Raw genomic sequence first — 24,100 nt, forward strand, 5'->3', positions numbered from 1 at the left:
TTAAATTTAGTTATTAATAGTTGTAATCAATATATAAGTAGCCGAATCGAACGATTTGTTACTGCTAAATTGAATTAAATCTTTTGTTGTGGTTGCACTACCTTCTACATCAAGGAAAAAAGCCATAAAAGGAACAAATAATTCTTGCATTTCTTCGCTAATGTTAAGCGTTGGAGCGGTTTTACAAATCTCTTCAACACTGCTCTCGGCTAACTGCTGATTGCTAATCATTTCTTCGTAAATTTCAAACTCATCTTGAAATTCATCATCTTCAACCAGTAAAAACTCTTTTAAGAAATCACCCAATTCTGGCTCGATATCTTCATCTTTACATTCCTTGATGTATAAAAGAAGGTTTAAAAGTTCCGTTCCTCTATCGATAGTTTCTTCCTCTATATTAGCCCATTCATCACTTTCTAAATAATCATCTTCTAATTTTTGAACATCGCTGCTAAAGAAATTAACCATCAACAAGTCGAAAAATACTTCACGCAATTCTTCAAATTTTGGATGCGAATCGAAGACTTCGTCAAAAGCAACAACTTTGTCCATGAACTTCACATCAAGCTCGAAAGCCGCAATGAGTTCTGTTTCGAAACCTTCTACGTTGATAGCCGCAACTTCAGCATATTTATTTAACGATGCGACAAGCGCCTTTTTTACTCTGTTATCCATATTTTAAAATTTAAATGAGCAAAGATGAAAGAAGAATGATTAAAGGTAGTAAGCCTAATAAAATCTTCTCCTTGCTTAATCTTCACCGTTGCCCCTTATATTGTTCTTCGTTCCTTATTCTTTAATCCTTAAACAATTGTTGATTATTATAAACTAATGTTACTTTTCCGGTTAGTTCTGTTCCTAAAAGTGGACTATTAGCAGATTTTGAATAGTTATTTACCGCATTATATAGCCATTTTTCATTCGGATTATAAACCGTAAAATTAGCTACAGCACCTTCTTCAATTACAGGAATATTTAAATTTAGCAATTTACGTGGGTTAATCGCCAATTTCTCCGCAATTAAGCTGGCGTCCAATCCTGTCTTTAACAATAATGGAAGAACTGTTTGCAACGCAATGATACCGTAATGTGCAATTTCAAACTCTACATTTTTAAATTCAATTTCCTCAGGGCGATGTTGCGAAGTGATGGCATCAATTGTACCATCTTTCAAACCTGCGATAAGTGCTTTTACATCAGCTTTGCTACGTAATGGCGGTTTCACCTTGTAATTGCTATCGAAATCTGTCAGCAAGTCTTCTGTGAAAACCAAATGGTGTGCTGTAACATCGCATGAAATTTGAACGCCATCTTTTTTCGCCTTGCGTATTAAAGCAACTGAACCAGCTGTAGAAATATTGCTGATGTGAATTTTTGTCTCATTGTACTGCGCTAAAAAAATATCGCGGGCAATATGCATTTCCTCGGCCAAAGCTGGCAAGCCTTTCATACCTAAAAGAACCGAATTTTTGCTCTCATTAATTTGCGATTTGCCTGCAATCGACTTGTTTTCCGGGTAAACCATCAGCAAAGCATCAAAACCCTTGGCATATTGTAAAGCACGACTCATAAAACCGTCGTCTTGCAGCGCTTTGTCGCCATCGGAAAAAGCGACAGCACCTGCCTGTTGCATATCAAACAGTTCTGCCAATTCTTTAGCCTCCCGATTTTGACTGATGGCTCCTAACGGATATACATCAATCAGATTATTTTTCGCTTTGTTGATAATATATTCTACCTGCGATTTTGATTGAATAACCGGATCGGTTTGGGGCAAAAGTGCCAAACCAGTAAAACCACCAGCCCTTGCAGTAGCAGTTAAAGTTTGAATATCTTCTTTAGTTTCGAAACCAGGATCGCCGGCAGCGCAATTTAAATCGAAAAAACCGGGACTTAAGAAAGAACCTTCAGCATCAAAAACGTTTTCTTCTTTTTCTGGTGATAGTTTTCCTATGCTTTGAATTTTACCATCAATTACCCGAATATCGCATTGCTGCTTATTAAAACTACTTTGCGGATCGGCAATGGTTACATTTTTAACTAGGAGATTCATATTGTTTTTTTAGGGTTGTTAAAAAATCGAATGAGCAGAATTTCAGCAGCAATAAAAATCAGCGACAAAATTAGACAAAGTTTCCATAAAGTTTGTCCGATTTCATTAGCACCTGCAATTAATTTTACTGCATCTTTATCAGCATCAAATACTTTCAAATTACTTTCAGCGGCAAGATTGTCCAATTCTGTTTTATTCAAATAATGCATATCAGATTCCGTTCTACCGCCATTAAAAGCATAAACAGAAATCAGGGAGTCGGCCAAGGCAAGGTTATAAAAGCCCGCACTTTTTATTTGATCGGCGACATAAATAAGCGTTTTGCCATTAATCTGACGGATTTCAGGAATTGCCTCGAAGTTTTTAGAGCTTAGCTTTAAGGTTTGATTTTTACCCAAATTAATTTTTTTGCTGGCCAATGCATTATCGTTTCCAAGATTATAATACAGTGCTATTTCATTGCCAGCGTTTAAAGCCAAACGGTACATTAAAGGAACAAAAACCGGGTGCCGAGCTAAATTCCCATCACCGGTGTTGAGGCCCGTTGCTGACAAATAAACAGCACCATTACCAGCGCCGTATTTAGCGAAAAAAAGTTTCCCACCCGGAAAGGAAAGAATATTCTCTTTGTTAGCCGAATTACTTTCAACAAAAGAAAAATATCGTTGAGCTACTGGTAAATCGAGATTTTTAGGAATATCTTCGAAAACAGTTTTAAAAATAGGGTTCTGTAACTCAATCTGATCTACTTTAGTTTCTGTAGTATTTAAACTCTGAATAATAGGTAACGACAAGTCACTTAAAAAAGCATTGTAGGTTTGTATATTAGCATCTAAATCCGGAAAAATTGCAATGGCTCCGCCTGCATTTAAATAAGTCTTTAACTGTTGTGCCAATCCAGTAGATGGATTTTTCAATCCGTTAAGTACAATTAAACCGAAATTAGCAAAATCACTGTAATTTATATTGTTTTCTCCATTCTCAGTGAGTTTGTAATAATTGTCTGCAGCAAAAAGCGCTTTGATATAATTTCCTGCGTTTGCTCCGTTAATACTCAAAACAGGTAAACTTTCATCAACCTTAAAACTGAAAGATAGCGTATCATCAAACGTAACCGGGAAATCTTTAATGGCTATTTGCCCCTTTTGCCAGCCAGCTTTCAAGCCAGAAAAGCTCAAAGTATCCGTTTTAGTTTTTCCTGCTGGAATAGTCATTGCACTTAAACCTTTCTGCTGGTTGTTAATGCTTAGTTTCAAAGGAATATTCTTCGCCTCCTCATCAGAATAATTTTTTAACTGAACAACAAGTTTCTCACTTGCACCCGGCTGGTGGTTAGGAGAAAGTGTCCACACGCTATCCACAGCAACATTTGGTAAACCAGTAGCATTCAACTTTATGAAAGCATATTGGATTTCTTTCTTTGTTGATAATGTTGGTCCTTTAGCAATATTTTTCTGAAAATCTGAGATAATAAAACTGTATTTGTTGACTGAGCCAGTTAAAACATTGCCTTGCCGGTTTAATATCTGCTGCAGATTTCTATTTGCCGCGGAAATCTGAACATCGTCAAGTGCTTTCAAAAACTCATCTGCATTTAATAATCTTTGATGTTTTCCCTCGAAATCGTTTGTTAAAAGCTGAAAACGATCATTTACCCCGAAGCTTTTAATTAACTCTTTTGCTCTCCGTTTCGCCTCATCCAACAGATTACCATCCTTATTGATGGCTTCCATACTATAAGAATTATCGATATAAATGCTAATTGAGTTGTTCTGGCTGGTAGTTTTTTGACCTTTGAGCGGGATATAAGGTTGCGCAAATGCAAGTACAAGGAAGATTAATGCTAAAATCCTCGAAAATAAAATCATTAAATTTTTAAGCTTTTCTCGTGATGAATTTTGTTGCTCAACTTCTTTTAAAAGCTGAACATTAGAGAAATAAACTTTTTTAAATTTTCGGAAATTGAATAAATGAATGATGACCGGAATTGCAACCGATAATAGTGCGAAAAGAAAGCCCGGATAAAGGAAATTCATTAAAAACCAAAGATAGAAAAATTATGGAAAGAGGCGAACTTCAATTATAATAAACTAGTTCTAGTACGCAAACCCCGGAAATTCAATATTTACGATTTTCCACTGATCATTATGCAGTGCAAAGTACAGCTTAAACGGACCGCTTACAATTTTTGATTGTTTCTGAATCACATTTCTATAACCGGCCACACCTTCTACAAAACCCATTCCTTTCCCATCGGCTAACAACTCAAAGTTGACATCAATAATATCATATCTCCCACCAACATATTCATCAGATTTACCAAAAATTCCTTTCAGCCGGCTAACAATAATCCCTTTGCCAATCACCTTATTACCAGGTAAAATAAAGAAATCGTTAAGCTCTTCAGTAATCGCTTTAGACTGTTTAAACCATGAGTTTATGAATCTAATGGCACTATTAACGATGTCGGCTTGATGATTAAAGGTGGTATTATCTTGCATGGTAATCTTTCGAAAAGTAATCGACCGGTATAAAACCGGTCGATTAAAAACTTGGCGAAGTTAACTATTCTTTAGTGTTTCTCTAATATAATAGCGGCAATAGTTGCTTCTACGCTACCTTTTCCCCTTCCTCCTTCTCTGGAAACATGACCGATAAAATTACCGATATGATTAATACACCTCCAATTACAATCAGTGAATAAACTGAATCAATGTGAAAGAATGGAGCAATAATCATCTTGATCCCAATAAAAGACAGGATAATTGCCAATCCGTATTTTAATTTACTGAACAAATGGATGAAGTTATCCAATAAGAAAAACAACGCACGTAAGCCCAAAATGGCAAAAATATTTGAAGTATAAAGAATGAAAGGATCTTTAGAAATCGCAAAAATAGCAGGGATAGAATCGACTGCAAAAAGCAAGTCGGTAAATTCGATTACCGCGACAACAACCAATAATGGCGTAGCTAATTTCACCCCATTTTCCATGGTAAAAAACTTGTCTCCGTCGTATTTATCGCTTACTCTGAAAAACTTCCTCACTAATCTTGCTCCTCTAGTGTTATTATAGTCTTCATCATCGTTGTCGTCATCAGCCGACCACGACTTTATTCCGGCGTACACCAGGAATAACCCGAACAGCGTCATAATGATATTGATGTCGTATTTAAAGCCAGCCACTCCAAACAGACTCAAAATTTTATTTAAGTACGTTAATTCAATGAAAAATGCGCCAGAAAAAATAAAGATCGCCCTTAAAACCAAGGCACCAATAATTCCCCAAAATAGCACTTTGTGCTTGTTTTCATTGGCAACATCAAAAAACTTGAACACCAGAATAAAAACGAAAAGGTTATCTACAGAAAGTGCTTTCTCTATCCAGTAAGCTGATTGAAACTGGGTGAATTTATCAAAACCCAACTCATAATAAACAGCACCACTAAAAATCATTGAAAGAGAAATCCAAACGATTGACCAAGTGATGGCTTCTTTATTGGATATCGTGTGGCTTTTTTTGTTGAAGAGACCTAAGTCAATAATCAGCATTATAACAACCACTACCGCAAAGCCTGCAATTAAAAGTGGGTGATCAAACATGTTATTATTCATTATAGTTATTTTGGTTTATTTGTTTGCAAGCGTTATTAAAATTACCCTTCCACCATCCTCTTTAGATAGTAAAAGCTTCTTTCCATCTGTTAGTTCGACCATCGAACCGATAGGAATTTCCTTTTCTTCAGTTTTATCTACCAAAGATGTGAGTTTTTGGTTAACTAACACCCATTTTCCTTCGTGAAAAGTAAAATAACCCACTGGTATTTTTTGTTCGTCTGTTAGTTTTTCATTTCTAACCACATTTCTGTTTACATGCCACTGAAACAAGTATTGATTATTGTACACCATCAATCTGTGATTTTCAGGTTTCCAAACCGAGGGTTGAAATTGATAATATAAATCCAATATGGGCAAAGCTCCTTTATGGCTGGTGCCGCAAAACGGACATTTTGGGATAGAGGTATTGTCGAAAACATACCATTTCTGATCGCAATAAATGTTGCTGCATTGCTGCATTAAATCTGTAGTTTTAAGCAAAGCGATTTCCCACTCTTCAGCCGTTGGGCGCTGCATAGGATTGTGCAAACCATCAATAAAAGCCTTATCAAAAAGTGCTTTTAAGTATGGACCGGTAATGGTATAAGGTATTTTATTCACATCGGCCCAATAGGTATCCCATTTGGAAACCTGATTCATTTTTGGCCGGTTCGATGAATCTGTTGGATGTTCTACAAACAATGCCTTCTCGCCCATACTCAACAAATCGTCCTTTTCGGTATCCAGATCATGAACCTTGCCGCCTTTTAAGGGATGCCGATGCAGCAAATACATGTAAATTAAACAAGCTAGAGCGTGTAAGTCGGTTAACCGGTTTGGTAATTTCCTGGCGGGATCGTTTTTTTCAAGATGTTTAGTAGCCAAAACTTCCGGAGCGATGAAATCTGCAGTTCCAATTACTTCGGCTTGGAATATGCCAGGAACAACCAAACCATCTAAATCAATCATACAGGCAGAACCAGTTGAAGGATCTATTAACACGTTGTTGTATGATAAATCGGAATGAGAAAGTCCCATTTGGTGCATTTTTTTTACCCCACGGGATAAATTAACGCCAATTTGAAAATAGTTAAGCCAGCGGCCCAATTCATTTTGATCTAAACTTAAGGGGAACTGCCTATTTCTAAACTTGGCGGCGGCAAACCATTTTCCATTTTTTTCTTCCCCTTTAATTAAATCGCTTGAGGTATAACCTTTGGAAAAGAAAAATTTAGAATTGTAAATCGGAACAATAATTCCAATGCGATCATGGGTTTCGATGATATCAGTTGGCCAACGATAAATTTCTTCTAAATAATACTTTCCAGCCTCTTTGGTTTCTATCTGATTGAGGTATTTAGTAACTATTTTGGTCAGCCTTTCTTTTTGATTAAAATCTTGTTTCTCTTTAAAAATCGCGACAACGTACTTTCTATCCGGGCTAAAATAAACATTCTTTGCAGTTCCACTTTTCGGATCGCCATTATCTACATATTGATAAGATTTGCCTGTAAGGGAAGATTTAACGGTAATTGTAGACATAGTTTCTCTCTAAAAAATAACAGCTAAAGTTCGATCATCGTGATTACCGGGACTCCAAAAATCCATCCATGCAGATAACTGCTCAGCAATTTTTTCATTATCAGACTCGAAATTGACTCCCGCACCATCTTCATTGTTGCCCTTCAAATCTTCTACAAATGTTTTCCAATTTTCGAGCTTTTCCAGATTGGCTTCCACAACAAATTTTGCATCATAAATTCCATCCGTCATGAGCATAAGATAAGAGAAATCTTCGATTAATGTAAAGCCAAAACGAGTAGAAAATTTTTCACTCGTAAAAATTTCCGGCATGGTTATAAATCTTGTTCCTCCACCAAATTCGCCAACATCGAGCCAATTCATTAACTTGATGTCGGTTAAATCTTTGTTCAATAAACCTATCGGACAATCGCCTACGCCAAATGTTAATATGGCATAACCGAAATCGTATTTTTTAAAAAGTGCAAAAATCAAGGTACTGTGAAAATCTTTTACCGGACTTTCTGTTTTTGTAGCGAACTCTTCTATTTTATAATGTGCGAATTGAGCTGCTTTTGATAGGTTATTATAAACGAAATGGCTAATCTTTTTTTGTGCATCCTCTCCGATTTTATGATGATAATCTAAAAGAATTTGATCAAAACCCTTAAGTTTCTCTTCACTTAAATGATCGGAAAAATATTCGATTACAGCGTCACAGGCAATTTTCGACCCTTGGCGAGCTAATTTTGCACTTCCAGCACCATCAGCAACACCAACTATACTCCAGCCGTTTTCGTCAAAGTGTTTGAAGGCATAATCATCATCTCTAAACGACCCCACATTGGCATGGCTTCTTCCACGTTTTGAAGCCACAACAATATGTTTATCGCCTATCGGCTGAAAATCATTTGCATTGTCCTCTTTCCAATAACTAGCAACTTTCCAATCTTCATCTTTCCCTTCAGCACTGGCAATATTTTTCCATAGAGATTTTGGATTCGCATTCACAACTAAAGAAAGCATTTTTTCATGTGCCTCGGTATCCAACTCCTCCCCTAAAACATTAAACTTCATTTTAATTTTGAAATCGCCACTTAAGCTCGGGTCGCCTTCAATTACATTTAAAGTTGGGTTGAAAGTTAAACCATATTGCTCCAATCCCTCAAATTCAACATTTGTGATATCACTGAAACCTAACTTTTCAAACTGTAGGTTTGCATAATAGGGTTTCCCAACGGTTGCATTTGGAATGACAATTTGCTTGGCTAAAATATCTTCGATTTTGTTTTTCAAAATCCATTTATCTAGCATAATTTGTTGCTTTTCTTTAATCAGTTTTACGGCATCAATATTAAATGTTTCGTTAACATATTTTTCAAAAATATGCTGCCTTGCGGCTGAAACCTCAATGTTTTTGCTTTTGAGCAGATTTTGTATGTATTGTTTAGTTTCGAGCATGATTAACCCTGTGCTCTTCCTACATCAAAGCCACCTTCTCCATATCCATAACTACCAAAATTACCACACCAAGGGCAAGTACTCATGGGTTCGTTGCCGATACAATGAATTTTTTGGCATACACAAACTGCCAATCCAAACTGATTGCCACAACACGGACAAGCGGGTGCCCCAATCAACTCTTCGCTATTAACTTTTTGCTGTACGGCACTTTCATCGCAGTACTCATAGTAAGAATTATTAACCTGAAAGCCGCCCACCAAACGGTAAGCTTGTGTTTGTAAATTCAAGCCTTCAAAGCCCGATTCATTCATCACCTTTCGGTATTTCATCAAATATGGCCGTTTTGTGTTTTGGCATTTGGCCGATAACACTACATAATTATTATCAATATACTGCGTATTTACTGGTGCTTTTGAAATATCAATTTTTGAAAGTGTATCGCCATCCATCTTAGCCAGTTCAAAGCCCGATTCATTATTTTCTACACTGATACTACTCGTTTTAATGGAGTCAGTTACCCATCTGAAAAACTTGTTGTAATCTTCGCCGGTGGCATTTTTAAAGTGCAGTACATTTTCTGTTAGTTCGGATAGCACTCGGGTGTCCGTGCTATCGCCAAATGAAATGGCCACCATGTTTGCCGTACGTTGCCAGTTTTGCTTCCACTCAGAAATTGCTGTTTTAGTATCATCAGTGGGTATGCCATCGGTAAACAAAAATACGATAGGTTTCCAATCCCCCTTTTGTTCCATGGTGGTTTTTACAATATCTTTCCGCATCTGGTACATTAAATGCCCTAGGCCCTTACTTAAGGAAGTGCCCCCACCAATTGGAAATTTTGGCGGGTAAAAACTCACCACTTCCTGCAATGGCACTAACGTTTTTGCCTGGCCTGCAAAAACAATAATCGAAATCCATACGGTTTCAATGGCAAAAGGATCAGTTTTTATGGCTTTTATGATAGTCGCCATACCTTCTTCAACCTGCTGGATTTGGTCTCCAACCATCGATTCGGAAATATCTATTAAAAAATAAATGGGTAATCTTCTCATATTAAAAATAGTTGTTTAATAGCAAGAGTATAATCAGCAATATAATCTGAGTCATATCAACCGCCAAGCCTTGCCCTACTCGGTATGGTTTTATAAAGGTTTTTAGAAAATTAAGAACAGGCTGAAAAATACCTTGAAAAAAATTAAATGCACTTTTATATCTGCTATTTAGCTTATCCTTATGGGGTAACAATTTCGAATATAAAAACAGCCCGACTATTAAAATATTTAGAAAAATCCTGAAAGCTAAAATCATACAAAAATGGCTTTCCGGATTTCTCCAGCAATGATTTTGTAGCTATCCTGCACACGTTCCTTACAGCTGGAACAGCCATAAATAAGTATATTTTGGCTATCTCCTAAATGGTTGACAGAAAAGTAAGTAACCACATCATTATGAACTCCCTTCATTTCTCCGGTTTTGGTTTTGCGATCAAATACATCTACAAATCCGACGCTTAAGTACAAACAGTTGCCCGCCAAACGGGTAGCCAATAAACTAAATTTCGTATGATGGCTATTTCTCAAAGTACGTTCAACGTGATGCATATTTAATTTATCAACGCTAAAAGTTTCATAGCAATTTACTATTCCATCTAAAGTACCATCCTGAAAAGGATCAAGCGGTTCGTTGTAGCTGTGTTGTGCGGGAACATCATGGTCTTCTCCACCAGAGGATATTTTAACAATAAAACCAATAATGGTAATTGCTAAACTGATTATGCCGAGTACGTCCATTTAGATTACCATTGTTATTTCACTTGGTGGGGGCGGTAGTGCCACACTTTCTCCCGTTCCCTGGCTTTTGTTACCTTGTTCGATGGTTTCTGAAACCCATTTAAAAAACTGCTTCAGTGTAGAACTGTCGGCAGTATCCAAATGAACAACATCGGGTGTGAGTTCTTTTAGAAGTGCATCATTTGCAGAATGTCCGGCAGCACAGCCAACAATTGCGCCGAAGTTTAATGATTTTATTTTCGGCACCATTTCGCGATACAACTGCAGATCGCTAGGTTTTCCATCAGTGAAGAGAAATAAAAGCGGCTTCCAATCTCCCTTTTGCGTTGAATTCCCTTTGATCAGATCATTTTGAACTTTCTCATATAACATATCCAAAGCCTGGCCTGTATGGGTCGGGCCACTTTGCGGACAAGTAATTTCAGGAAGCTGAAAAGAAGCTAATTCGGTTAAAGAAACGATTTCTTTCACCTCACGATCGAAAGTGATCATCGAAATCCAAAGCGAATCAAGTGCCTGTGCATCGGTCCTCAAAGTATTAATCATCCCACTTAAGGCGTTGTTCAAAGCCTGTATCGGCTCTCCATACATGGATCCTGAAGTATCAATTAGAAAGTAAACGGGTAGTCTTCTCATAATTTTCTGTTATACAACGATATTCAACTCAGATGGTGGTGGAGGAAGTTCTTTCAACAAACTAATTTCCTTCCCTGCATCTTCAACTTTTGTAGAGGTAACACCAATTGAAGCCGTTACCCATTGAAAGAACTTGCCAATACTCGCAGAATCTGCTGTATCTAAACTTACAACATTATCTGTGATTTGTTTAAGCACAGCGGTATCTGCTCCCGACCCTGCTGCGCAGGCAACAGTGAAAGCGACTTTTTGCTTCTTAAATTCAGCCAAACCTGGCAACCAATCATCGGTTGGTACGCCATCGGTCATGATAAAAACTAATGGCTTCCAATCTCCTTTTTGTTCGGTTGTAGTTTTGGCTACTTCATTTTCAATTCTGTTGGAAACCAATCGTAAAGCTTCGCCTAAAGCAGTAACTCCAGTAGCTTTTAAGTCGACCATTTGGAAAGATGCCAAATCGGTGAGCGGAATGATTTGTTGTGCAACACTATCAAAGGTGATCACACTTAAAAAAGCGGTTTCAATGGCTTGAGGATTTTGTCTTAAGGAACTAATCATCAACTGAACTCCATTTTTAACGGCTTCTATAGGCTCTCCACTCATCGAACCTGATGTATCTAGCAGCAGGTAAACGGGTAATCTTCTCATATAAAATTATTGAGGAATATGGTAAGTGTTGGCGGTTTCGTTGCTATTATTTGGCACATTGTAAGTACTACCGTTATTATTTTGTCCAGGAATATTGTAACCAGTTCCTGTACCATAAGTAGGATCGTTTTGGTTTATATGCGACATATTTTCGGCAGTATAATCTTTGCCTCCACTTAAAATAGTGTAAATATTTTGTATAGTATAAACCGGGCCCCATTGAATTCCCCACCATCCTAAGAAAAAGTTGGTAAACAAATGCCCTAAACCAGGCACTACCCTAATTTTACCGGGATGGATAAAATGGAAATCAGATGAATTATTGAATGTCATCACCACTACTGAGATGCAATATTTATACATTACAAATTTTCCGCCCTGCGCTACCAAACTCCTAATTTGATCGCCAGATAAACCCTCTATATTTTTAATGTTCATTACAAATAAGATTTACTGATCAAATGAATGGTTTGCCCTAAAAACGTATCAGGTGTTGGATCGCCGATGGCATCGACTTTCCATTCATCATTACGTTTGTACAATTTGCCTAAAATCAGCGCTTTTTTACCTGCATAACTTTGTTCGGCAGAAACGCTGTATGACGCAAAAACTTCTTTCACCTATGTAGGTGTACCTTCGTACATTCTAATTTTTGAATATGGAATTTGAGAGAAATCCTCTTTCCCAACATTATTCAAGAAGAAAAATATTTTAGAAACTTTTGGGTCAATTTAGCTAAATCGACTGTAATAATCTCATTATCCAATCCATCAACGCCACCAGAATCTCCTTGCAAGTCATCGCCAGTCTGCCTCAAAGCACCATCCGATGAAACCAATTTCCCTTTTGGCAAACCAAATTGCTGTAAGAAATCAATATTGTACAGCGGCGAGTAGATATGATCACACAAAATGTTGTTTTCATCGATTAGAATGCAACTTAAATCTAAATCTACGCTTTGCTTATTGGTAGATAAACCGAGAAATCCTTTTGTTTCTATTGCGCCCCAATTAACGCCTACGCAGAAACCGGTGAGTTTTGCACCGGTTTCTTTACTTAGATCAATTTTCTGCCCTTTTGATAAATTAATAGCCATCCTTTAGTTTAGTTTTAGTTGTACTTATTCAAGAAAAATTCAAGCCCATCTTTCATCCCGGCACCTACGGCCTCAAATTTCCATTCGTTATTTCGTTTATAAATCCTTCCAAATTCTACCGCTGTTTCGATTGAGAAATCTTCTTCCAACTCATATTTAAGTATCTCGGTTTTGGTACCATCGAATATTCGGATATAAGAATTTCTGATTTGTCCAAAATTTTGTCGCCTGTTTTCAGCATCGTGAATGGTTACCACAATACAGATTTCGGCAGCAGTTGCTGCAATTTTTGAGAGGTCGACTTTTATTTGTTCATCATCACCATCGCCATCACCAGTTAAATTATCACCAGTGTGTTCTACCGCCCCATCTGGCGTTTTCAAATTATTGTAGAATACGAAATGAGCGTCAGATAGTAATCTTTTATTTTCACCTAATACGAAAATCGAGGTATCTAAATCGAAGCTACTACCGGTTGATGAACTATTGGTATCCCAGCCTAATCCGACTGTAAATTGTGGAGCACTAATTGATTCTCGTTGCCCCTTTTGCAGGTTAATTGCCATATTTGGTTGTATTTTAGCTTGAAGTTATCTTTGCTGAATTTGTGAATAAAATCTATTTAGTTCGCGTATTTTTTCAAAACTTCCAAAAAGCTGTCTGTTGGATGAGGCTCTCCAATGGCTCGAAATTTCCAGCCATCATCTTTACGATAAGCCTCAGCAAAAACCATTGTACACATACCATTTAACGAAGCATCGCCAGAAAGGCTGTATCTCGTAATTTCTTTCCCTTTTGCATCAACCGCTCTGATAAAGGCATTTTCAACCATGCTAAAATGTTGGTTGTTCTGCCTCCCTTGATAAATCGAAACCACAAAAACAATCTTTTGATAAATGGGATCCAAGGCATCTAGTTTAACAATAATCTGTTCATCATCGCCATCTCCCGCTCCTGTTCTGTTATCACCAGTTAGCCAAATATTACCCGATGGATGTCTCATGGAGTTAAAGAAAATAACATCTCCTTCGAAAAGACCAACCTGACGGCCGTTTTGATTAACGGTTCTGCCCAAATTCATAAGCTTATCGTTTCCATCAAGCAGAAAAGCAATGGCATCTAAATCGAACTCGTCCTCTTTAGGACCAAAAAGTTTCCCTAAAAAGCCTGTGTTTTTTTGTCGGACATCCCACCCCAAACCCATCGTCACTTTTGATAAATCGAAAGATTCTCCTTTATCATTTTTTCGGAGATCAATAGTTTGACCTTTTATTAAGTTAATAGCCATACAGAGCGTTGTTAATTTATTTTATAATTTGACCTTTGAAATATTTTGATAAAAAGAACGATAAATCTTCACGATACCCGATTCCTGAAGCTTCGAATTTCCATTTACCTTCACGTTTATAAAGTCTGCCAAATTCTACACCAGTTTCAATAGAAAAATCTTCGCCCAACTCATATTTTGCCACTTCTTCACCTGTGCTATCATCAACTATTCGGATATATGAATTTCTAACTTGCCCATAATTTTGTTTACGGGTAATAGCATCATGGATGGTTACTACAAAAAGAATCTCCTGGATATTGGTATTAACCTTCGACAAATCAACCTGAATACTTTCATCATCGCCTGTAGCACTATTTCCTCCTGTCGGATCATCGCCTGTATGGTGTAATGCAAGATCAGGTGAATCTGTATTGCCATAGAAAATGAAGTACTCTTCCACAGGAATTAATCGGTTTCCATCAATCATAAAAGCCGAAGCATCCAAATCAAAATCATAGCCGGTACCTTCATTTGGATCCCAGCCTAAACCCAAAGTAATTTTAGATAATCCGATATTGATTTTTTGTCCTTTTTGTAAATTAATAGCCATTGTTAAATTTAGTTTTTGATGTTTTATGTTGTAAAAAATGAGATGTACGGGACACTCAGCTACATAAAAATGCAGCGAGACGCTGAAAAGATCGAATCGGATTAAAACCGACACAAACAATCGTAATAAAATAAGTAGAGATAGAATTGGTTACAGCGACAAGGGTTGAGCGCTAATTTTTACATCCTGTAACCGGGTTTATCTGTTTAAATGTTTCCTAACAAATATATTATTTTGGATTTTAATTGCAAATTTCCTACTCAAAAATGTTGTAAATTTTGAGCTACAACCTATACTTTTTCATGGATACCCAAAGCTTTTCGTCCATTTGATAAACATCAGGGCGATATTCTATTTTATTGTTCTGAGCCCAGGCAGTGAAATAAGTAATAATTAATGGCACTGGTTTTTTTGGACCAAACCAAGCTGGTTTAAGTTTAAATGCTTTCGTGGTGTCGGCTTTCGCGGCCATGCGCTTTTTGTACCATTTGTTATGCGTACTGTCAACCGGCGGCAAATCTACCTCCGCCCTAAGTTTATCATAGATATAACCATCACCAACCAATCTTTCGGCAAACTCAAGTGGCTTTTCTACACGAACGCAACCATGGCTAATTGCTCTATTTGTTAAGTTAAAACCGTTCTTGTTATTTGTATCGTGAAGATAGATGCTGGAGCTATTATCGAATATAAACTTAAATTTCCCTAAAGCATTACCACCGCCCGAACCTTGCTTAAACTTGAAAGGAAGTTTATCGCGTGAGTATCTGCTCCAGTTTATCGTATCTGGCTCGCCAATAAGTTTATCTTTATAGTAAACGTTAATGTTGCTGTTTGATAGATAGTAGGGATCCTTTCTGGCCATCCAATAAATTTCGCTTTGCGCAATACTCACGGGAATATTCCAAACCGGGTTGGCCTGTATAGAATTAATTTTACTAAACAACAATGGGGTTTCATGGTTTTTAGGCTTATCATCTAAATTTCCAGATTTGGCAAAAGCCTTCAACTTCTCGTCGTAACCATTTTCGCGTTTACCACCCACGCAAACTTTCATCGAGATTACAGTATCTTGCTTATCAAACCAGGTAAGTTTAAAATCAGGAATGTTTACCTGGACGTAATTGTCGCCGGTCTCAGGCATTTTCCAACGAAAACGCTCCATATTCAAAAGCAAAATACGTTTTTCATCCAATGCATCGGCCTTTAAGTATGCCTCTTGTAAAGCTCTATATTGGGGTGATTTCGGCTGGACTATACGTAAGGTATCAATTAAACTTTCAGAAGCCAGAAGCTTTGTCATCCCCAAACTATCTGGCCGTTTTACTTTAATATAATATCTGGAGAAAATATTGCGAGGGTTTACAACACCGTATTTTAAATAATTATTATAATTAAGGTAGGCATTAGCAGATAATAATTCCAGTTTCGCAATTACCGGATAGGTTTCCTCAACATTTTTAAATTTGTTAGCCGCTAATTCAGCTAATAAACCTTTTATTTCTTCAGTTTTGAATATTTTTGGATTAAACCCGTGCACCTTACTATTTTCTAAGTACGCAACTAGTGAATCTAATTCGCCATCGGTGTAGAATTTTGTAACCAATTTTGGCTCATTAGTCGTGGAAGTATAATAAGCTTTAATAGTTTTAGGATTTACAAATAATTCTGATAAACTATTCATAGTGGAAACAAACACGCTATCGAAAGCAACAGTATCAAAATCTTTATAAATCTTATTTTTAAAATGTTCCGATAGCACTTTGCCAATCTCTGGTGGCTGTTTAAACCATCCACAGGCAGATATACAAATAATTATAGGGATAAAAAGAAAGCGAAAGTTTTTCAAAGCGTCGAATTTTTAGTGTAATAAGTGAGCAACAGCAATTATAAAAATGCAAATGAGGCAAATTAAGTGCCATTATTTTTTGATTTACCGATGCAAACGTTATATTTGCCAATGCATATCAGCTAAAGTATTGATACTGGCAGAAATAAATATATGAATTTAACTTTGAACCATCACTTACATTTACACCATCGCCGATAGGCGATATGATATGTTTGTTTTGTACTTCAAAACTTTTTTTCCGTAAAATTATTTCCTGTTCATTCTATATTCAATACTTTGAAAACACTAAAAATTGCTATCCAAAAATCGGGTAGGTTAAACGAAAAGTCCGTAGAAATATTAAAAAATTGTGGTCTTTCTTTCGAAAACTACAAAAGTTCATTAATATCAACTGTTCAAAATTTTCCATTAGAAATTCTTTTTCTTCGCGATGATGATATTCCAGAATACGTTCAGGATGGCATTGCCGATTTAGGTATTGTTGGCGAAAACGTGATCACTGAAACCCAGGCTAAAGTTGAGTATTTACAAAAGCTTGGCTTTGGAAAATGCACCCTAAAAATTGCAGTTCAAACCGGTAGCCAAATTCAAAATTTGGATGATTTAAATGGCAAAGCCATCGCTACTTCTTACCCGGTAATTCTTGAAAAATTCTTAACAGAAAAAGGAATAAAATCTGATATCAGAACCATCTCTGGTTCGGTAGAAATTGGCCCCGGTTTAGGCTTGAGTGATGCCATTTTTGACATCGTTTCTACTGGCGGAACTCTTAAAAGTAATGGACTAAAACCATTCGCAGATGTGATGCAATCCGAGGCAGTTTTAATTGGAAATAAATCGATTTCAGATAACCCAGAAGTTGCAGAATTGCTACAGAGAATCCGTTCGGTTTTGAGCGCAAAATCTAATAAATATGTGGTGCTTAATGTATCGAAAGATAACCTGCAAAAAGTTGTCGATTTATTACCAGGTGTTAAAAGCCCGACAATAGTTCCCTTGTTCGAACCCAACTGGGTTGCTGTTCATTCTGTAATTGCTGAAAGAGATTTTTGGGAGAAAATCAATAGCCTAAAAGCCGCTGGAGCCGAGGGAATTTTAGTGATGCCAATTGAAAAAATTATCACTTAAAATAGCACAAAAAACACCTAATTACATATTAACTATTGGTTAATTTAAAATCATAACACCTTGAAAGTCTACAATTATAAAGATTTATCTACATCAAAGATTAAGGAATTGTGTTCGAGACAAATTGAAGACGACAAATTGGTTGAAGAACGCGTTGTAGATATCATTAAAACGGTTAAAAGTGATGGAGATAAAGCACTCTTTAATTTCGCCAAAGCATTTGATAAAGTAGAATTAGAAAAGCTTTATTTAGATGCAGAAGAATTGAAAGTCATTGCATCAACCATTCCTGCGGATGCGAAACAAGCAATTGAAACAGCTTATCACAACATCAAAACTTTTCACCAATCGCAACTAAAAACTGAAGATAGAATTGAAACAATGCCTGGAGTGGTTTGCTGGCGAGAATCCAGGGCAATTGAAAAGGTAGGCCTCTACATTCCAGGTGGCACTGCAGTTTTACCGAGCACTTTCTTGATGCTGGCTACCCCTGCAATAATTGCTGGCAGCAAAGAAATCGTAGTGTGCTCACCCCCACAAAGCGACGGCAAAACGAATTGTTACCTTGCCTATTGTGCTGTGCTTCTAGGTATCGAGAAAATCTATCTGATTGGTGGTGCCCAAGCTGTTGCCGCAATGGCTTTCGGAACAGAAACTGTGCCCCAAGTTTATAAGATATTTGGTCCAGGAAACCGCTACGTGACAACAGCAAAAACGATGGTTCAAAATAAGGTTGCAATAGACATGCCCGCAGGCCCATCAGAGGTTTTAGTGATTGCTGATGATACTGCCAATCCGTCATTTGTTGCCGCCGACTTACTAGCTCAAGCTGAACATGGAGTTGATAGTCAGTCAATTTTAGTTTCTACCTCAAGTGATATCATAGCTGAAACTCTTCAAGAACTTCAAAAACAATTATCTGATTTACCTAGAAAGGATATTGCAGCGAAAGCTATTGAAAATTCTTACGTTGTTTTAGTCGATAATTTAGATGCTGCAATGGAATTTTCCAATGAATATGCGCCAGAACACTTGATTTTAGCTACAAGCAATTTTGAGAACCTTATTCCATTGATAATCAACGCTGGTTCGGTATTTTTAGGAAACTTTACTCCAGAGAGTGCTGGTGATTATGCATCAGGAACAAATCATACTCTACCTACAAGTGGCTTTGCTAAAGCGTATTCGGGTGTGTCAACTGATGCTTTTCTTAAAAAGATAACCTTTCAGCATTTGTCGGTCAATGGATTAGAGAACATTGGAAATACTGTTGAAACACTTGCAGCTGCCGAAGGCTTGCAGGCACATAAAAATGCGATTACAATAAGATCAAAGAACAAGGATTAAAAACAAAGATTTAAAGCAAAAAGTAGAACTAAGGCTTAAACACCAAGTCATTCATCTTTGGCCCTTGCTCCTTTATCTATCACACAGAAATAACATGGACATTAACGAATTAGTAAGAGAAAATATAAAAAACCTTAAACCATATTCTACTGCAAGAGATGAGTTTAAAGGACAAGCATCTGTATTTTTGGATGCCAATGAGAACAGCTATGGTTCTCCCCTACCCGCAAATTATAATCGCTACCCAGATCCACTACAATTTGATTTAAAAGATGCCATTAGTAAGATAAAAGGCGTGCCTATTGAAAATACCTTTTTAGGCAATGGAAGTGATGAAGCGATAGATTTGCTTTTCCGAGCCTTTTGTAACCCAGGAAAAGACAATGTGATCGTTCTTCCGCCAACGTATGGCATGTATGAAGTTTCTGCAAATATAAATGATGTCGAAATTCGCAAAGTCAGCTTGCTGCCGAATTTCCAATTAGACATGGAAAAGATTGCAGAAACGATTGATAAAAACACAAAATTAATCTTCATTTGTTCACCAAATAATCCGACAGGAAATTCGATAAACCGCGAAGATATTGAAACAATTTTAGCCAACTTTAAAGGCATCGTTGTGGTTGATGAAGCCTACATAAATTATGCTCGCCAAAAGACCTTTATTCAGGAGCTAACCGAGTATGCAAACCTGGTAGTTTTACAAACTTTTTCGAAGGCCTGGGGGCTTGCAGCTTTGCGTTTGGGAATGGCGTTTTCGTCGCGAAAAGTGATTGACGTTTTGAACAAAATTAAACCACCTTACAACATCAATCAAGCCACGCAAGATTTAGCTTTTGAGGCCTTGAAAAATATTGCACAAGTTAACGATTGGATCAAAGAATCTGTCGCCGAAAGAGACCGTCTTTCCACTGATTTGAATACGTTAGATATTGTTAAAAAAGTCTATCCATCTGACGCCAATTTTATATTGGTAGAAGTGACGGATGCAACTCAAATTTATGATAGTTTGGTTGATGAAGGCATTATCGTTCGCGACCGTTCGAAAGTGACTTTGTGCGAAGGTTGTTTACGAATTACCGTTGGAACAAGAGAAGAAAATGATAAACTATTATCCATTTTGAAAACGAAATAAAAGATGAAAAAAGTATTATTTATAGATCGCGATGGAACTTTAAATATTGAGCCGGAAGATGAGCAGGTAGATAATTTTGCGAAGCTGAAATTTTATCCACGGTCGTTGTACTACCTATCCAAAATTGCAGCAGAGATGGATTATGAATTGGTGATGGTAACAAATCAGGATGGATTGGGAACACCATCAAATCCAGAAGAAAATTTTTGGCCAATCCATAATTTCATGCTGGATACTTTTGCAGGAGAAGGTGTAAATTTTAGTGAAATTATTATTGATAGAACTTTCGCGAAGGATAATGCCCCTACCCGCAAACCCGGAACGGCTTTACTTACCAAGTATTTAAATGGCGATTACGATTTGCAACACTCATACGTGATTGGAGATAGGTTGAATGATGTTGTACTGGCCAAAAATTTAGGAGCGAAAGCTATTTTTCTCCGCCAGAATGATGCACTCGGGTCTACAGAAGCTTTAGATAAACATGAAACCTTGCTTGACATCATTATCCTGGAAACGCAAAAATGGGAGGATATTTACAATCTTTTAAAAGCAGGAAGCAGAAAAATTAACCACGTTCGCAAAACCAACGAAACCGATATTACCATTAATTTGGATTTGGATGGTACTGGGAAAGCTAAAATTGCAACAGGTTTAAACTTTTTCGATCACATGCTGGATCAAATAGCCCGACATGGTAGTGTTGATTTGGAGGTTATTGCCAAGGGCGATTTACACATTGATGAACACCACACCATTGAAGATACCGGAATAGCACTTGGTAAAGCTTTTGCTCAAGGATTAGGCAATAAATTGGGCATCGAGCGCTATGGCTTCTGCTTGCCGATGGATGATTGCTTAGCCCAGGTTGCCATTGATTTTGGTGGCCGCAACTGGATTGTCTGGGATGCTGAATTCAAACGTGAAAAAGTTGGCGATATGCCGACGGAGATGTTTTATCACTTCTTTAAATCTTTTAGCGATGCTGCGAAATGTAATTTAAACATAAAAGCAGAGGGCGAAAACGAACATCACAAAATTGAAGCTATATTTAAAGCTTTTGCAAAAGCAATTAAAATGGCGGTTAAACGTGATGCAGAAAAGATGGTGTTGCCAAGTACAAAGGGAGTTTTGTAAGGTAGAGGGCTGAAAGTTGGAAGGTTGAAGGTTAATGCACAAACTTCAAATTATAAATCTGATAGCAGCGAACACGGATCCCGATTTTTCATCGGGAGAAACGAATAGCTCCAAAGGAGTGCCTTTGGCACAAGACCACAGCACCAATGAAAAACTGACATTCGTTTTCAAATTTTATAAAAAAGTGTCTTGTCTTGATACTCGATACTAAATACTTGATACTAATTATGATTGGAATAGTGAACTACGGAGCGGGGAATATTTTTTCTTTAACCGCAGCTTTAGAAAGGCAAAACATCACTTACGGAATGGTAAATACGGAGACTGATTTAGATAAATACAGTCACATTATCATCCCTGGGGTTGGCCATGCAGGTGCAGCAATGAAAAAACTGGAACAAACTGGTTTAGTAAGCGCCATAAAAGCCTTAAAAAAACCTGTACTTGGGATTTGTGTAGGCATGCAACTCATTACCGAACATTCGGAAGAAGGAGATGCTGAACTATTGGATATTGTACCGGTGAAGACTAAAAAGTTTGATAAGACATTGCAAATCAAGATTCCACATATGGGCTGGAACGATGTTGAGCATAAAAACAATTCATTGTTTGAGGGTGTTGAAGATAATGCACAATTTTACTTTGTTCATTCGTACTTTATTGAATATAACCCTACTTTTGACATCGCCTCTGCCAACTATGGACTAAAATTTTCGGCAGCAGTACAAAAAGATAACTTTTACGGCGTTCAGTTCCACCCGGAGAAATCGGGAAAAGCTGGCGAACAGATATTAAAAAATTTTTCAAACTTAAGTTGAGGAATGGCTCATATTTAGATAACTTTTCACATTCAACTTTTAACTAAAAAAAAATGTATATAATTCCTGCAATTGATATTTTGGACGGAAAAGTAGTCCGCCTGCGAGAAGGCGATTACAATCAGAAAACCGAGTATGATGTTTCTATTGCCGATATGATAGAAAAATATCGTTCAAATGGAACTGATTTTATCCATATCATTGATTTGAATGGTGCAAAGGGTGATTTCAGCAACCAGAAATCACTTTTCGAAATCATTAAAAAAACCGAAATGAAAGTGCAATATGGCGGTGGAATCCGTACAATTGAGCAGGTAACTAATTTGCTTGATGCAGGAATTCACCGTGTGATTGTAGGTACGCAAGCGATTACCAATCCTGATTTCTTGCAGGAATTGAGCGAAGCTTTTGCAAAAAAAGACAACTATGCAAACCGTATTGTGATCGCCATTGATGTTTTGGACGAAGTAATTAAATATTCTGGTTGGATGGAAAGCTCGCCAATTAAATTAATGGATTATGTTGATAAATGTTTGGCTTTAGGCTTCTTCCGTTTTTTATGTACAGACATTAGTAAAGACGGGAAATTAGGTGGAGCAGCAGTAGACTTGTACAAAAAATTGTTAGAACATTCTCCAATGATTAAATTAATTGCATCAGGTGGTGTAAGTTCGATGGAAGATATTCATGAATTAGCGAAATATCCTATTAGAAGTGTAGTGGTTGGAAAAGCGATTTACGAGGATAGAATTACCATTGAGCAGATTAAAGATTGGAATTTGAAGATGCTGAGTAGTATATAAGTGAATGAAAAACAATTCACTTATGTGGGGAATAATACTGATATTAATATCATTTTTAATGATCTTTTTAGCACTTAATTATTTCTTCTATGTAGGTAGTTATTTGAGATTAATTGGTATCATCGGCAAATTTTCAATTTGGCTTTTTCTACCGTGCTTGTTATGCGGTGGCGCCTTGATTATTTCAACTTTATTAAAACAAAAACACTAAAATACCCGGCCTTGCGAGGCACGAAGCAATCCTACAACGATAGCTATCAGCTTTTAGGACTACTTCGTGCCTTGCTTGCCTGCCGCAGGCAAGCAATAACGAAACTATAAAAAATGCTTAGTAAAAGAATAATTCCCTGCCTAGATGTAAAAGACGGTCGCACGGTAAAAGGCGTAAATTTTGTTGATTTACGAGATGCTGGTGACCCGGTAGAGCTTGCGGCTCAATATGCTCAGCAAGGTGCTGATGAACTGGTTTTTTTAGATATTACCGCTACTCACGAACGTCGCAAAACGATGATAGAGATGGTGAGATCTGTTGCCAGACAATTAAACATTCCTTTTACTATTGGTGGCGGTATAACCGAAATTGCAGATGCTGAAGCCTTGTTAAATGCTGGTGCAGATAAAATCAGCATTAATTCTGCGGCAGTAAAAAACCCAAAGTTAATTGAAGATTTAGCCAAAACTTTCGGGGTACAGTTTGTAGTTTTAGCAGTTGATACCAAACATATTGATGGCAAAAACATTGTTCATTTAAATGGAGGGAGATTGATAACTGAACTAGAAACTGAAGCCTGGATTAAAAAAGCGGAAGATTTAGGTGCAGGAGAAATTCTTTTAACCTCAATGGACCATGACGGTACAAAAGCTGGTTTTGACTGCAACTTGTTAAGTAAGATAAACCAGATGATCAACATACCAATCATCGCATCTGGCGGAGCAGGAAAAACTGAACATTTTACAGAAGTTTTTCAAAAAGCTGGTGTTGATGCTGCGTTAGCTGCTTCGGTATTTCATTATGGAGAAATATTAATCCCAGATTTAAAACAAGAACTAAAAAGGAACGGAATTCCTGTTAGGATATAAATAAACTCGTCATTGCTTGCTGCTGCAGGCAGGCGAGGTACGAAGCAATCTTAAACCTAAGTAGGAAAAGAACCATCGCTTTAGGATTGCTTCGTACCTCGCAATGACGAAACTT

General features: G+C 37.1%; 25 protein-coding genes. 7 read left to right on the top strand and 18 right to left on the bottom strand.

The window, feature by feature from the left end:
- Positions 1 to 6: 6 nt before the first annotated feature.
- The 18 genes from OQZ33_RS04555 to OQZ33_RS04645 all read right to left on the bottom strand — a co-directional run bounded on the left by OQZ33_RS04555 (position 7) and on the right by OQZ33_RS04645 (position 16,534).
- Positions 7 to 675: a hypothetical protein gene (locus tag OQZ33_RS04555; RefSeq protein WP_265797882.1), complete on the bottom strand. Its 669-nt coding sequence runs from the start codon at positions 673 to 675 to the stop codon at positions 7 to 9.
- 121 nt (positions 676 to 796) lie between these two features.
- Positions 797 to 2,053: a dihydroorotase gene (locus OQZ33_RS04560; protein ID WP_265797883.1), complete on the bottom strand. Its 1,257-nt coding sequence runs from the start codon at positions 2,051 to 2,053 to the stop codon at positions 797 to 799.
- Positions 2,050 to 4,089 carry a vWA domain-containing protein gene (locus OQZ33_RS04565; RefSeq protein ID WP_265797884.1) on the bottom strand — a complete coding sequence of 680 codons (2,040 nt, stop codon included), beginning with the start codon at positions 4,087 to 4,089 and terminating at the stop codon, positions 2,050 to 2,052. Before OQZ33_RS04565 ends, OQZ33_RS04560 begins: the two co-directional genes overlap by 4 nt.
- A 60-nt stretch (positions 4,090 to 4,149) precedes the next feature.
- Positions 4,150 to 4,554: a hypothetical protein gene (locus OQZ33_RS04570; RefSeq protein WP_265797885.1), complete on the bottom strand. Its 405-nt coding sequence runs from the start codon at positions 4,552 to 4,554 to the stop codon at positions 4,150 to 4,152.
- A 109-nt stretch (positions 4,555 to 4,663) separates the two neighbouring features.
- Positions 4,664 to 5,668, bottom strand: a complete 1,005-nt coding sequence (locus tag OQZ33_RS04575) for a TerC family protein (RefSeq protein WP_265797886.1) — start codon at positions 5,666 to 5,668, stop codon at positions 4,664 to 4,666.
- A gap of 15 nt (positions 5,669 to 5,683) precedes the next feature.
- Positions 5,684 to 7,192 carry a helix-hairpin-helix domain-containing protein gene (locus OQZ33_RS04580; RefSeq protein ID WP_265797887.1) on the bottom strand — a complete coding sequence of 503 codons (1,509 nt, stop codon included), beginning with the start codon at positions 7,190 to 7,192 and terminating at the stop codon, positions 5,684 to 5,686.
- Positions 7,193 to 7,201: 9 nt separating this feature from the next.
- The gene (locus OQZ33_RS04585; protein ID WP_265797888.1) at positions 7,202 to 8,632 is read right to left on the bottom strand and encodes a PP2C family serine/threonine-protein phosphatase; all 1,431 of its coding nucleotides are present in this window, start codon (positions 8,630 to 8,632) and stop codon (positions 7,202 to 7,204) included.
- A gap of 2 nt (positions 8,633 to 8,634) precedes the next feature.
- Complete coding sequence (locus tag OQZ33_RS04590; protein WP_265797889.1) at positions 8,635 to 9,687, bottom strand: TerY-C metal binding domain-containing protein; 1,053 nt, start codon at positions 9,685 to 9,687, stop codon at positions 8,635 to 8,637.
- Between the two features lie 252 nt (positions 9,688 to 9,939).
- A complete protein-coding gene (locus OQZ33_RS04600) occupies positions 9,940 to 10,425 on the bottom strand; it encodes a hypothetical protein (RefSeq protein WP_265797891.1) in 486 nt (161 codons plus the stop codon).
- Positions 10,426 to 11,061 carry a vWA domain-containing protein gene (locus OQZ33_RS04605; protein WP_265797892.1) on the bottom strand — a complete coding sequence of 212 codons (636 nt, stop codon included), beginning with the start codon at positions 11,059 to 11,061 and terminating at the stop codon, positions 10,426 to 10,428. It lies immediately after the preceding gene.
- Between the two features lie 9 nt (positions 11,062 to 11,070).
- The gene (locus OQZ33_RS04610) at positions 11,071 to 11,709 is read right to left on the bottom strand and encodes a vWA domain-containing protein (RefSeq protein WP_265797893.1); all 639 of its coding nucleotides are present in this window, start codon (positions 11,707 to 11,709) and stop codon (positions 11,071 to 11,073) included.
- Positions 11,710 to 11,715: 6 nt separating this feature from the next.
- The gene (locus tag OQZ33_RS04615) at positions 11,716 to 12,147 is read right to left on the bottom strand and encodes a hypothetical protein (protein ID WP_265797894.1); all 432 of its coding nucleotides are present in this window, start codon (positions 12,145 to 12,147) and stop codon (positions 11,716 to 11,718) included.
- Positions 12,147 to 12,329, bottom strand: a complete 183-nt coding sequence (locus OQZ33_RS04620) for a TerD family protein (protein ID WP_265797895.1) — start codon at positions 12,327 to 12,329, stop codon at positions 12,147 to 12,149. The genes OQZ33_RS04615 and OQZ33_RS04620 overlap by 1 nt, the downstream gene beginning before the upstream one ends.
- 74 nt (positions 12,330 to 12,403) lie before the next feature.
- Complete coding sequence (locus tag OQZ33_RS04625; protein ID WP_265797896.1) at positions 12,404 to 12,805, bottom strand: TerD family protein; 402 nt, start codon at positions 12,803 to 12,805, stop codon at positions 12,404 to 12,406.
- A gap of 14 nt (positions 12,806 to 12,819) precedes the next feature.
- Positions 12,820 to 13,371 (bottom strand): TerD family protein, encoded by a 552-nt coding sequence (locus OQZ33_RS04630; protein ID WP_265797897.1) that lies wholly within the window; start codon positions 13,369 to 13,371, stop codon positions 12,820 to 12,822.
- A gap of 56 nt (positions 13,372 to 13,427) precedes the next feature.
- Complete coding sequence (locus OQZ33_RS04635) at positions 13,428 to 14,093, bottom strand: TerD family protein (RefSeq protein ID WP_265797898.1); 666 nt, start codon at positions 14,091 to 14,093, stop codon at positions 13,428 to 13,430.
- 16 nt (positions 14,094 to 14,109) lie between these two features.
- Positions 14,110 to 14,685, bottom strand: a complete 576-nt coding sequence (locus tag OQZ33_RS04640) for a TerD family protein (protein ID WP_265797899.1) — start codon at positions 14,683 to 14,685, stop codon at positions 14,110 to 14,112.
- A 283-nt stretch (positions 14,686 to 14,968) separates the two neighbouring features.
- Positions 14,969 to 16,534 carry a L,D-transpeptidase family protein gene (locus tag OQZ33_RS04645; protein ID WP_265797900.1) on the bottom strand — a complete coding sequence of 522 codons (1,566 nt, stop codon included), beginning with the start codon at positions 16,532 to 16,534 and terminating at the stop codon, positions 14,969 to 14,971.
- A 279-nt stretch (positions 16,535 to 16,813) separates the two neighbouring features.
- On the opposite strand from OQZ33_RS04645, the gene hisG reads away from it, so the two are divergent.
- The 7 genes from hisG (at position 16,814) to hisF (ending at position 23,985) form a co-directional block, all read left to right on the top strand.
- Positions 16,814 to 17,665: an ATP phosphoribosyltransferase gene (hisG, locus tag OQZ33_RS04650; RefSeq protein ID WP_265797901.1), complete on the top strand. Its 852-nt coding sequence runs from the start codon at positions 16,814 to 16,816 to the stop codon at positions 17,663 to 17,665.
- A 60-nt stretch (positions 17,666 to 17,725) separates the two neighbouring features.
- A complete protein-coding gene (gene hisD, locus OQZ33_RS04655) occupies positions 17,726 to 19,012 on the top strand; it encodes a histidinol dehydrogenase (protein ID WP_265797902.1) in 1,287 nt (428 codons plus the stop codon).
- Positions 19,013 to 19,106: 94 nt separating this feature from the next.
- Positions 19,107 to 20,147, top strand: coding sequence for a histidinol-phosphate transaminase (gene hisC / locus OQZ33_RS04660; RefSeq protein WP_265797903.1), 1,041 nt, complete (start codon positions 19,107 to 19,109; stop codon positions 20,145 to 20,147).
- Between the two features lie 3 nt (positions 20,148 to 20,150).
- Positions 20,151 to 21,284, top strand: a complete 1,134-nt coding sequence (hisB, locus tag OQZ33_RS04665) for a bifunctional histidinol-phosphatase/imidazoleglycerol-phosphate dehydratase HisB (protein ID WP_265797904.1) — start codon at positions 20,151 to 20,153, stop codon at positions 21,282 to 21,284.
- Positions 21,285 to 21,511: 227 nt separating this feature from the next.
- On the top strand, positions 21,512 to 22,102 hold the full coding sequence (hisH, locus tag OQZ33_RS04670) for an imidazole glycerol phosphate synthase subunit HisH (protein ID WP_265797905.1): 591 nt from the start codon (positions 21,512 to 21,514) through the stop codon (positions 22,100 to 22,102).
- A gap of 53 nt (positions 22,103 to 22,155) precedes the next feature.
- On the top strand, positions 22,156 to 22,905 hold the full coding sequence (gene hisA / locus OQZ33_RS04675; protein ID WP_056849579.1) for a 1-(5-phosphoribosyl)-5-[(5-phosphoribosylamino)methylideneamino]imidazole-4-carboxamide isomerase: 750 nt from the start codon (positions 22,156 to 22,158) through the stop codon (positions 22,903 to 22,905).
- Positions 22,906 to 23,229: 324 nt separating this feature from the next.
- On the top strand, positions 23,230 to 23,985 hold the full coding sequence (hisF, locus tag OQZ33_RS04680; protein WP_265797906.1) for an imidazole glycerol phosphate synthase subunit HisF: 756 nt from the start codon (positions 23,230 to 23,232) through the stop codon (positions 23,983 to 23,985).
- The last annotated feature ends 115 nt before the right edge of the window (positions 23,986 to 24,100 follow it).

Origin of the sequence: Pedobacter sp. MC2016-05, from assembly GCF_026239735.1 — a bacterium.
Classification (GTDB): Bacteria; Bacteroidota; Bacteroidia; order Sphingobacteriales; family Sphingobacteriaceae; genus Pedobacter.

Bases quoted from the DNA above. Each gene is read 5' to 3' on its own strand.
- OQZ33_RS04555 (WP_265797882.1), bottom strand. From the start codon at position 675: ATGGATAACAGAGTAAAAAAGGCGCTTGTCGCATCGTTAAATAAATAT.
- OQZ33_RS04560 (WP_265797883.1), bottom strand. From the start codon at position 2,053: ATGAATCTCCTAGTTAAAAATGTAACCATTGCCGATCCGCAAAGTAGT.
- OQZ33_RS04565 (WP_265797884.1), bottom strand. From the start codon at position 4,089: ATGAATTTCCTTTATCCGGGCTTTCTTTTCGCACTATTATCGGTTGCA.
- OQZ33_RS04570 (WP_265797885.1), bottom strand. From the start codon at position 4,554: ATGCAAGATAATACCACCTTTAATCATCAAGCCGACATCGTTAATAGT.
- OQZ33_RS04575 (WP_265797886.1), bottom strand. From the start codon at position 5,668: ATGAATAATAACATGTTTGATCACCCACTTTTAATTGCAGGCTTTGCG.
- OQZ33_RS04580 (WP_265797887.1), bottom strand. From the start codon at position 7,192: ATGTCTACAATTACCGTTAAATCTTCCCTTACAGGCAAATCTTATCAA.
- OQZ33_RS04585 (WP_265797888.1), bottom strand. From the start codon at position 8,632: ATGCTCGAAACTAAACAATACATACAAAATCTGCTCAAAAGCAAAAAC.
- OQZ33_RS04590 (WP_265797889.1), bottom strand. From the start codon at position 9,687: ATGAGAAGATTACCCATTTATTTTTTAATAGATATTTCCGAATCGATG.
- OQZ33_RS04600 (WP_265797891.1), bottom strand. From the start codon at position 10,425: ATGGACGTACTCGGCATAATCAGTTTAGCAATTACCATTATTGGTTTT.
- OQZ33_RS04605 (WP_265797892.1), bottom strand. From the start codon at position 11,061: ATGAGAAGACTACCCGTTTACTTTCTAATTGATACTTCAGGATCCATG.
- OQZ33_RS04610 (WP_265797893.1), bottom strand. From the start codon at position 11,709: ATGAGAAGATTACCCGTTTACCTGCTGCTAGATACATCAGGTTCGATG.
- OQZ33_RS04615 (WP_265797894.1), bottom strand. From the start codon at position 12,147: ATGAACATTAAAAATATAGAGGGTTTATCTGGCGATCAAATTAGGAGT.
- OQZ33_RS04625 (WP_265797896.1), bottom strand. From the start codon at position 12,805: ATGGCTATTAATTTATCAAAAGGGCAGAAAATTGATCTAAGTAAAGAA.
- OQZ33_RS04630 (WP_265797897.1), bottom strand. From the start codon at position 13,371: ATGGCAATTAACCTGCAAAAGGGGCAACGAGAATCAATTAGTGCTCCA.
- OQZ33_RS04635 (WP_265797898.1), bottom strand. From the start codon at position 14,093: ATGGCTATTAACTTAATAAAAGGTCAAACTATTGATCTCCGAAAAAAT.
- OQZ33_RS04640 (WP_265797899.1), bottom strand. From the start codon at position 14,685: ATGGCTATTAATTTACAAAAAGGACAAAAAATCAATATCGGATTATCT.
- hisC (WP_265797903.1), top strand. From the start codon at position 19,107: ATGGACATTAACGAATTAGTAAGAGAAAATATAAAAAACCTTAAACCA.
- hisB (WP_265797904.1), top strand. From the start codon at position 20,151: ATGAAAAAAGTATTATTTATAGATCGCGATGGAACTTTAAATATTGAG.
- hisH (WP_265797905.1), top strand. From the start codon at position 21,512: ATGATTGGAATAGTGAACTACGGAGCGGGGAATATTTTTTCTTTAACC.
- hisA (WP_056849579.1), top strand. From the start codon at position 22,156: ATGTATATAATTCCTGCAATTGATATTTTGGACGGAAAAGTAGTCCGC.
- hisF (WP_265797906.1), top strand. From the start codon at position 23,230: ATGCTTAGTAAAAGAATAATTCCCTGCCTAGATGTAAAAGACGGTCGC.